We start from the raw sequence: 7,464 nt of genomic DNA on the forward strand, positions 1-7,464 counted from the left end.
CACGACAGATGAGACATTTTCAGCCTGAAAGCATTACAGATCCGACCAGTAAAGCAGCGTTTGCATTCATGCGCCTAAAAACGAAAATGGTTTCCAGCATTGATGCGATTGTGGAGACGTTATGGCAACCCCAGTACCCGCGAAGCGTGGTAAAAAACCGCGTGCCGCAGCAGCTACCAGCGCCCCAGCCGGTGGGCAAGTCCAATCCCTGACGCGTGGTTTGCGTTTACTCGAACTGATCGCCGAATCCCATGGCAGCGTTGCGCTGACCGAGCTGGCGCAACAGGCCGGATTACCTAACTCCACCACCCATCGCTTACTGACCACCATGCAGCAACAGGGATTTGTGCATCAGGTGGGTGATCTGGGCTTCTGGACGATTGGATCGCACGCGTTTGTGGTCGGCAGCAGTTTCCTGCAGAGCCGCAATCTGCTGGCGATTGTGCATCCTGTCCTGCGTAAGCTGATGGAGGATGCCGGAGAGACGGTGAATCTGGCGGTGCTGGATCTCAGCGATTATCAGGCAGTGATCATCGATCAGGTGCAGTGTACGCAACTGATGCGCATGTCCGCTCCGATTGGCGGTAAGCTACCGATGCATGCCTCTGGCGCGGGCAAGGCGTTTCTCGCCCATCTCAGTGATGAGCAGGTGACCGCGCTGTTGCATCAGAAAGGATTGCACCACTACACGCCGAAAACCCTGATGTCACCGCACAGCCTGAAAGAGAATCTGGCGCTGATTCGCAAGATGGGCTTTTCACACGATGATGAAGAGCACGCGCTGGGCCTGCGCTGCGTCGCGGCACCGATTTATGACGAGCACGGCGAGCCTTTTGCCGCCATCTCGATTTCCGGCCCGATGGCGCGCATGACTGACGACCGCGTAACCGAACTGGGTGCACTGGTAATCCGCGCCGCCAGGCAGGTAACGCAGACTTATTCTGGCCGCTAAGCGGCCACCGACGCATAACGCGCGCTGAACCGTTGCCCGGCGCGCCAGGCGATCACCTCTTCGATATGCCCTTCCCGGATGCGCGCCTGCAGCGCGCGCCACCAGCCCGGATCAAACAGCTGCGGATGCAACGCTTGCAGTAACTTGCCGGTGGCCGGCTCGCTGCACAGCGCATAGCGGAAGGTTTCCGGGAACACATCGTCTGGTCCGACGCTGTACCAGGGTTCGGCTTGCAACTCATCCTCTTCATAACGCGCTGGCGGCACATCGCGGAACTGCAGTTCGGTCATGGGGCGAATTTCATCGTAGTCGTAAAAAACCACGCGACCGTGGCGCGTCATACCGAAGTTTTTGAACAGCATGTCGCCGGGAAAAATGTTTGCAGCCGCCAGCTGGCGAATCGCATCGCCATATTCGCCGATCGCGTGCTGACGCTGTTCCGGCGTGGCCTGCGCCAGCCACAAATTGAGCGGCTCCATGCGGCGTTCCAGCCACAGATGGCGGATGATCAGCACGTCGTCACGCAGTTCCATCTTCTCTGGAATGTCGCGTTCAAACTCCGCCATCAGCTCTGCCGGGATACGTGCACGTGGTATCGCGAAGTACTCAAATTCCTGGGTATCGGCCATGCGGCCCACGCGGTCGTGCTCTTTGACCATGCGATAGCAATCCCGCACCTGCGCATCAGTGACCTCTTTCTGCGGCGCGAAGCGATCCTTGATCACTTTAAATACGCGATCAAACCCTGGCAGCGTAAACACCAGCATCACCATGCCGCGGATGCCCGGCGCGATGGTGAAATCTTCGCGGCTGTGTGCCAGATAATGCAGGTATTCACGGTAACACTCGGTTTTACCGTGTTTCTGACAGCCAATGGCCATATAGCGTTCGGCGAGGGTTTTCCCCGGCAGAATCGGTTGCAGCCAGGCAACTAACGCTGCAGGCACTGGCGCATAGACCATAAAGTAGGCGCGGGCGAAGCCGAACACGATGCTGGCGTCGTCGCTGTCGGTCAAGCAGGTGTCAATCCACAAGCGTCCCGCCTCATCGCGCTGAATGGGCAGCAAACAGGGCACCATGCCATCGCTCAACTGTAAGCGCGCCACGATCCAGGCGGTTTTATTGCGGTAGAACAGTTCACCGGCGACATCCAGCGTGGCGGTGGCCAATTGAGCGGGACTGAACTGCTCATGCAAGTGGCGGACGATCCAGCCGATATCGCGGGTGATATCCTGCCAGGGTAAGCGCAAAGGAATATCGTTAAGAACCTGCCTTAATACTTCATGCCAGCTGCCTTGTGGACGGTACAGCCGCGACAATGGACGCTGGGCCAGCGGCGTTGGAGCATAAGGCTGCGACGGGAAGATAAACAGGCGTTCGGGATCCAGATGACTATGGCCTTGCAGACGGCAATAAACGGAATTAAAAAAGCTCTCGGCGATTTCATGGCGCGGATAGCCGGGGAGCAGCGTCTCATAGTGGCTTTTCACCCGCAGCCAGAACGCCTCATCCCAGTTCGACACGTCATTAAGGATGCGCAGTTGGTTGGCCACTAATCCGACATGGTGATCATAAAGATGGATACGCGCTTTCATCGCCTGCTGCACGGCATGCCAGTCGGCCTGCTCGAAGCGCTGCTGGGCGCCTGCGGTGATATCCAGAAAGCGGCCATACTGCGCGTCGAACCCTTGCAGGATGGTGTGGGCGATCAGAGATTCTCTCGGTGTCATCGGCAACGCTCCGGCAAAGAGAGCCCGTCCGTGGGCCAGGCGTGATGAAAATCCGGGGTGCGGTTCTTAGTCGCCATCAATGGCGACCCTACGAAGGTGTCGTGCGATTTTCGTAGGGTACGCATGCAGACGTATCAGAACTGCGCGGCTTCCGTCGAACCGGTCAGCGCAGTGACTGAGGATTGGCCGCCCTGAATCACATTGGTGATGCGATCAAAATAGCCGGTGCCCACTTCCTGTTGATGCGAGGAGAAGGTGTAGCCTTTTTCGCGCGCGGCAAATTCCGGCTGCTGCACTTTCTCAACGTAATGCCGCATGCCTTCACCCTGCGCATAAGCGTGTGCCAGATCGAACATGTTGAACCACATGCTGTGAATGCCGGCCAGCGTGATGAACTGGAAGCGGTAGCCCATGTCGCTCAGCGCCTGCTGGAAACGGGCGATGGTGCGATCGTCGAGGTTCTTCTTCCAGTTAAACGATGGCGAACAGTTGTAGGCCAGCAACTTGTCCGGATACTGCGCGTGGATTGCATCGGCGAAACGCTGCGCCAGTTCGAGATCCGGCGTGGAGGTTTCACACCAGAGTACATCGGCGTACGGCGCATACGACAAGCCTCGGCTGATCGCCTGCTCAATGCCAGCGCGAGTACGGAAGAATCCTTCCGCAGTGCGTTGTCCGGTGATAAACGGCGCATCGCGCTCGTCACAGTCGGAGGTAATCAAATCAGCGGCATCAGCATCGGTGCGTGCCAGCAATACAGTCGGCACGCCCATTACATCGGCTGCCAGTCGCGCAGCCACCAGTTTCTGAATCGCTTCCTGAGTGGGTACCAACACTTTGCCACCCATATGGCCGCACTTCTTCACGGATGCCAGCTGATCTTCAAAGTGCACCGCACCGGCACCCGCCTGAATCATCGACTTCATCAGCTCGAAGGCATTCAGCACGCCACCAAAGCCCGCTTCTGCATCCGCCACAATCGGCAGGAAGTAGTCGATATAGCCTTCATCTTCCGGCGACAAACCGTTGGCCCACTGAATCTGGTCGGCACGCTGGAAGCTCTGATTGATACGCTCGACCACATTCGGTACCGAGTTAGCCGGATAGAGCGACTGATCGGGATACATCTGTCCGGCCATATTGGCATCCGCCGCCACCTGCCAGCCAGACAGATAGATCGCCTCAATCCCCGCTTTGGCCTGCTGTATTGCTTGCCCGCCGGTTAACGCGCCGAGGCTGTTGATATAGCCTTTGGTGGACTCACCGTTGAGCAGCGACCACAGTTTATGGGCACCGCGCTCCGCCAGCGTACAGGCCGGATTCACTGAGCCACGCAGGTTGATCACGTCTTCTGCACTATAGGGGCGAGTAATGCCCTGCCAGCGTGCGTCGTTCCAGCTCGATTCCAGTTGTTTGATCTGTTGGTTACGATTCATAGCGTGTTCTCCAGGTTCATGGCAGCAGGCGGTAGCCCGGCAGAGTGAGGAAAGAAACCAGTTCGTCATCAGTGGTGATTTGCGCCATCAGCGCGGCTGCATCGGCAAAGCGCCCACTACGGAAGCGCTCCTCGCCCAGCGTTTGTTGCAGGGCCCGCATCTCTTCATCGAGTAGCCGCTCAAACAGTTCGGCGGTCACCAGTTGGCCATCGCTAAGGATCTGCTTGTGGTGGATCCACTGCCAGATGGAGGTACGGGCAATTTCCGCCGTGGCGGCATCTTCCATCAATCCGTCAATCGGTACACAGCCATTGCCACCGATCCAGGCTTCGAGATATTGCAACGCCACGCGGATGTTGGCGCGCATACCGGCCTCTGTGCGCAGACCTCGACAAGGGCGCAGTAGGCGCTCGGCGGTAATCGGGCCATCCTGATCGCGACTGACATGCAACTGATTAGGCTGGTCGGCTAGCTGACGATCAAATTCTGCCATCGCGATATCGGCCAGACCCGGATGTGCTACCCAGGTGCCATCGTGCCCATTGCCCGCCTCACGCGCTTTATCCTCCTGTACTTTCTGCATCACCCACGCGTTGCGTTCGGCATCTTTGCTCGGGATCAGCGCGGACATGCCGCCCATCGCCAATGCGCCGCGACGGTGGCAGGTTTTGATCAGCAGCCGCGAATAAGCATCGAGAAAGGGTTGATCCATGCTGATTTGTTGACGATCTGGCAGGATACGATCGCCGTGCTGCGCCAGGGTTTTGATGTAGCTGAAGATGTAATCCCAGCGGCCGCAATTCAGTCCCACCACGTGATCGCGCAATTCCCACAGGATCTCGTCCATCTGGAATACTGCCGGCAGCGTTTCGATCAGCACTGTGGCTTTGATGGTCCCGCGCGGCAGATCGAAGCGATCTTCGCTAAAGCGGAAGATCTCACGCCACCACGCCACTTCAGACGCATGCTCGGTTTTTGGCAGATAGAACCAAGGGCCATGCCCCTTTTCCAGCAGTGCCTCAACGTTGTGGAACAGGTAAAGCGCAAAATCAAACAGCCCGCCGGGAATGGCACGATCGCGCCACTCAACGTGTTTTTCATTCAGATGCAGGCCACGTACGCGACACATCAGTAGCGCGGGATCGGATTTCAGCTGATAGATTTTGCCCGCCTCACTGGTGAAGCTCAGCGTGCCGTTAACCGCATCGCGCAGTGTCAGCTGGCCATCCATCAATTTCTGCCAGGTCGGGGCCAGTGAATCCTCGAAATCGGCCATGAATACGTTGACGTTAGCATTCAGCGCGTTGATCACCATTTTACGATCCGGCGGGCCGGTGATCTCTACGCGACGGTCGCGCAGCAGTTGTGGAATTGGGCGCACCTGCCAGTCACGCTCACGAATGGAAGTGGTTTCCGAATCAAAGTCTGGTAAGGCACCCTGATCGTAACGCTGCTGGCGCTGCTGACGTGCTTTTAACAGGCGCTCGCGTTCCGGTGCAAAACGCGCAACCAGCGTATGCAGGAAGTCGATGGCTTCCGGGGTGAGCAGCTGCTTTTCCGCGTGGGTAAAGGGCTGAGTGAAGGTCAGCGTATTGTGGATAACTGAATCTGTCATGCGGGCTGCTCCTGTTATGATCCGTCCCCAATTTCTGGGATCCGGGTGTAGGGTAATTTTTAACCGGCAAGATCAGAGCATAATGATTTTTATTTTGTTTTCAAAAACTATTTCCATTTTAATTATTATTGCATTTTATGGCATTGATAAATATGTAATTTAAAGTCTCGAATTAAAGGCAATAACTTCCACATTATCGCAAGAGATCAAAAAAATGCCGCGACAGCACGAGGCTGTCACGGCAAGTTCGAGGAGATATTTGCGAGCTTTTAGTTTATTCGAGCGTTGGGTTCATACGACGGAGATCGAACGGTGTGATCTGGTAAACGTAATAGTTTAGCCAGTTTGAGAACAGCAGATTACCGTGGCTGCGCCAGGTAGCACGCGGCGGCAGTTCTGGATTGTCCTGAGGAAAGTAGTTAAACGGCACTTCTGGATGCAGCCCTGCATCATAATCACGATGATATTCACCGGATAGCGTTAGTGCGTCGTACTCAGGATGGCCGGTGACAAACGCCAGGCGCTTGTCTTTGCTCGCCATTAGATAAGCCCCGGTGGCCTCTGATTCAGCAAACAGCTCAAGATCGGTATAGTCGCGAATTAATTGGCTCGGGAAATCAGCATAACGCGAATGCGGAGCGAGAAAATTGTCATCAAATCCGCGGGTTAACAAGGCGTGAGGATGCAGGATTTGATGTTCATACACACCTGAAAGTTTGTTCTGACGCGTCTGTTTTGGAATGCCATACAAAATGTTCAGTGCGGCTTGCACCGCCCAACAGACAAACAGAGTGGATGTGACGTGTTCTTTCGCCCAGTGCAGCACACGCTGAATCTGTGGCCAGTATGCCACGTCATTGAAATCCACCAATCCCAGCGGGGCACCTGTGACGATCAGACCATCGAAATTATCGTGCTCAATATCTTCGAAGTTGCAGTAGAAGTTATTGAGATGTTCGCTTGGCGTGTTCCGTGACTCACGACTGTCGATCCGTAGCAGCTGCACGTCAATCTGTAGTGGTGAGTTGGACAACAGGCGTAAGAACTGATTTTCCGTTTCGATCTTTTTTGGCATCAGATTGAGGATCAATACTTTTAGCGGACGAATCTCCTGAACACTGGCGCGCGATGAGGCCATGACGAACACGTTCTCATTACGCAAAAAATTAACTGCCGGTAATTCGTCGGGGATTCTGATTGGCATAACTGACTGACCTCTTACTGATAACCGTATAAACGTTTAGACATCCAGATGCCCGAGGTTATCCTGGCATCTACTGAATGTCGAGTCTTCATGCAGTTTATGAAAATGTTTCAGTTTAAAGCAGGATTTGGAGGTCTGACTCGGTTATTTATGCTGCATCCTTGCGCAACTAACGCGGTTTTCTATGCGTTTTTTGCATATAGATGAGGCGTAATGACAGCGTTTAAGAGGAAAAATGGGAGGCTTAACTGATCAATTCTATCTTTTTTCGCAGCGCATTTAGCGGTGTTTACCCGTCAGTTAGCCACGGGTGGGATGTTTTCGTGGCTTTTGGCGGGGATTTTGCCAATGTGCAGACGTAAAAAAGCCCTGAACTACTGTTCAGGGCTTCTTCACTTATTTAATGCCTGGCAGTTCCCTACTCTCGCATGGGGAGACCCCACACTACCATCGGCGCTACGGCGTTTCACTTCTGAGTTCGGCATGGGGTCAGGTGGGACCACCGCGCTAAAGCCGCCAGGCAAATT

Annotated in this window: 5 protein-coding genes and 1 rRNA gene; 1 reads left to right on the forward strand and 5 read right to left on the reverse strand. The window is 55.2% G+C overall.

Annotated elements, in window-relative coordinates:
• The first annotated feature begins 121 nt into the window (after window positions 1-121).
• On the forward strand, window positions 122-952 hold the full coding sequence (gene iclR / locus LBW88_RS12235; RefSeq protein WP_224932055.1) for a glyoxylate bypass operon transcriptional repressor IclR: 831 nt from the start codon (window positions 122-124) through the stop codon (window positions 950-952).
• Here the strand turns inward: iclR and aceK are convergent.
• From aceK to rrf, 5 genes are all read right to left on the reverse strand, one after another.
• Complete coding sequence (gene aceK / locus LBW88_RS12240) at window positions 949-2,682, reverse strand: bifunctional isocitrate dehydrogenase kinase/phosphatase (protein WP_224932053.1); 1,734 nt, start codon at window positions 2,680-2,682, stop codon at window positions 949-951. The two genes, iclR and aceK, sit on opposite strands and share 4 nt — an antisense overlap.
• 134 nt (window positions 2,683-2,816) lie before the next feature.
• Window positions 2,817-4,118, reverse strand: coding sequence for an isocitrate lyase (gene aceA / locus LBW88_RS12245; protein ID WP_224932051.1), 1,302 nt, complete (start codon window positions 4,116-4,118; stop codon window positions 2,817-2,819).
• A 16-nt stretch (window positions 4,119-4,134) separates the two neighbouring features.
• A complete protein-coding gene (gene aceB / locus LBW88_RS12250; protein ID WP_224932049.1) occupies window positions 4,135-5,733 on the reverse strand; it encodes a malate synthase A in 1,599 nt (532 codons plus the stop codon).
• 274 nt (window positions 5,734-6,007) lie between these two features.
• Window positions 6,008-6,937, reverse strand: a complete 930-nt coding sequence (gene metA / locus LBW88_RS12255; protein ID WP_224932047.1) for a homoserine O-acetyltransferase MetA — start codon at window positions 6,935-6,937, stop codon at window positions 6,008-6,010.
• A 405-nt stretch (window positions 6,938-7,342) separates the two neighbouring features.
• Window positions 7,343-7,458, reverse strand: a 5S ribosomal RNA gene (rrf, locus tag LBW88_RS12260).
• Between the last annotated feature and the right edge of the window lie 6 nt (window positions 7,459-7,464).

It is taken from the genome of Pantoea sp. alder81, from assembly GCF_020179835.1.
In the GTDB taxonomy this organism is placed as follows: domain Bacteria; phylum Pseudomonadota; class Gammaproteobacteria; order Enterobacterales; family Enterobacteriaceae; genus Pantoea.

Excerpts from the sequence above, each read along its gene's own strand:
- iclR (WP_224932055.1), top strand. The coding sequence starts at position 122 with ATGGCAACCCCAGTACCCGCGAAGCGTGGTAAAAAACCGCGTGCCGCA.
- aceK (WP_224932053.1), bottom strand. The coding sequence starts at position 2,682 with ATGACACCGAGAGAATCTCTGATCGCCCACACCATCCTGCAAGGGTTC.
- aceA (WP_224932051.1), bottom strand. The coding sequence starts at position 4,118 with ATGAATCGTAACCAACAGATCAAACAACTGGAATCGAGCTGGAACGAC.
- aceB (WP_224932049.1), bottom strand. The coding sequence starts at position 5,733 with ATGACAGATTCAGTTATCCACAATACGCTGACCTTCACTCAGCCCTTT.
- metA (WP_224932047.1), bottom strand. The coding sequence starts at position 6,937 with ATGCCAATCAGAATCCCCGACGAATTACCGGCAGTTAATTTTTTGCGT.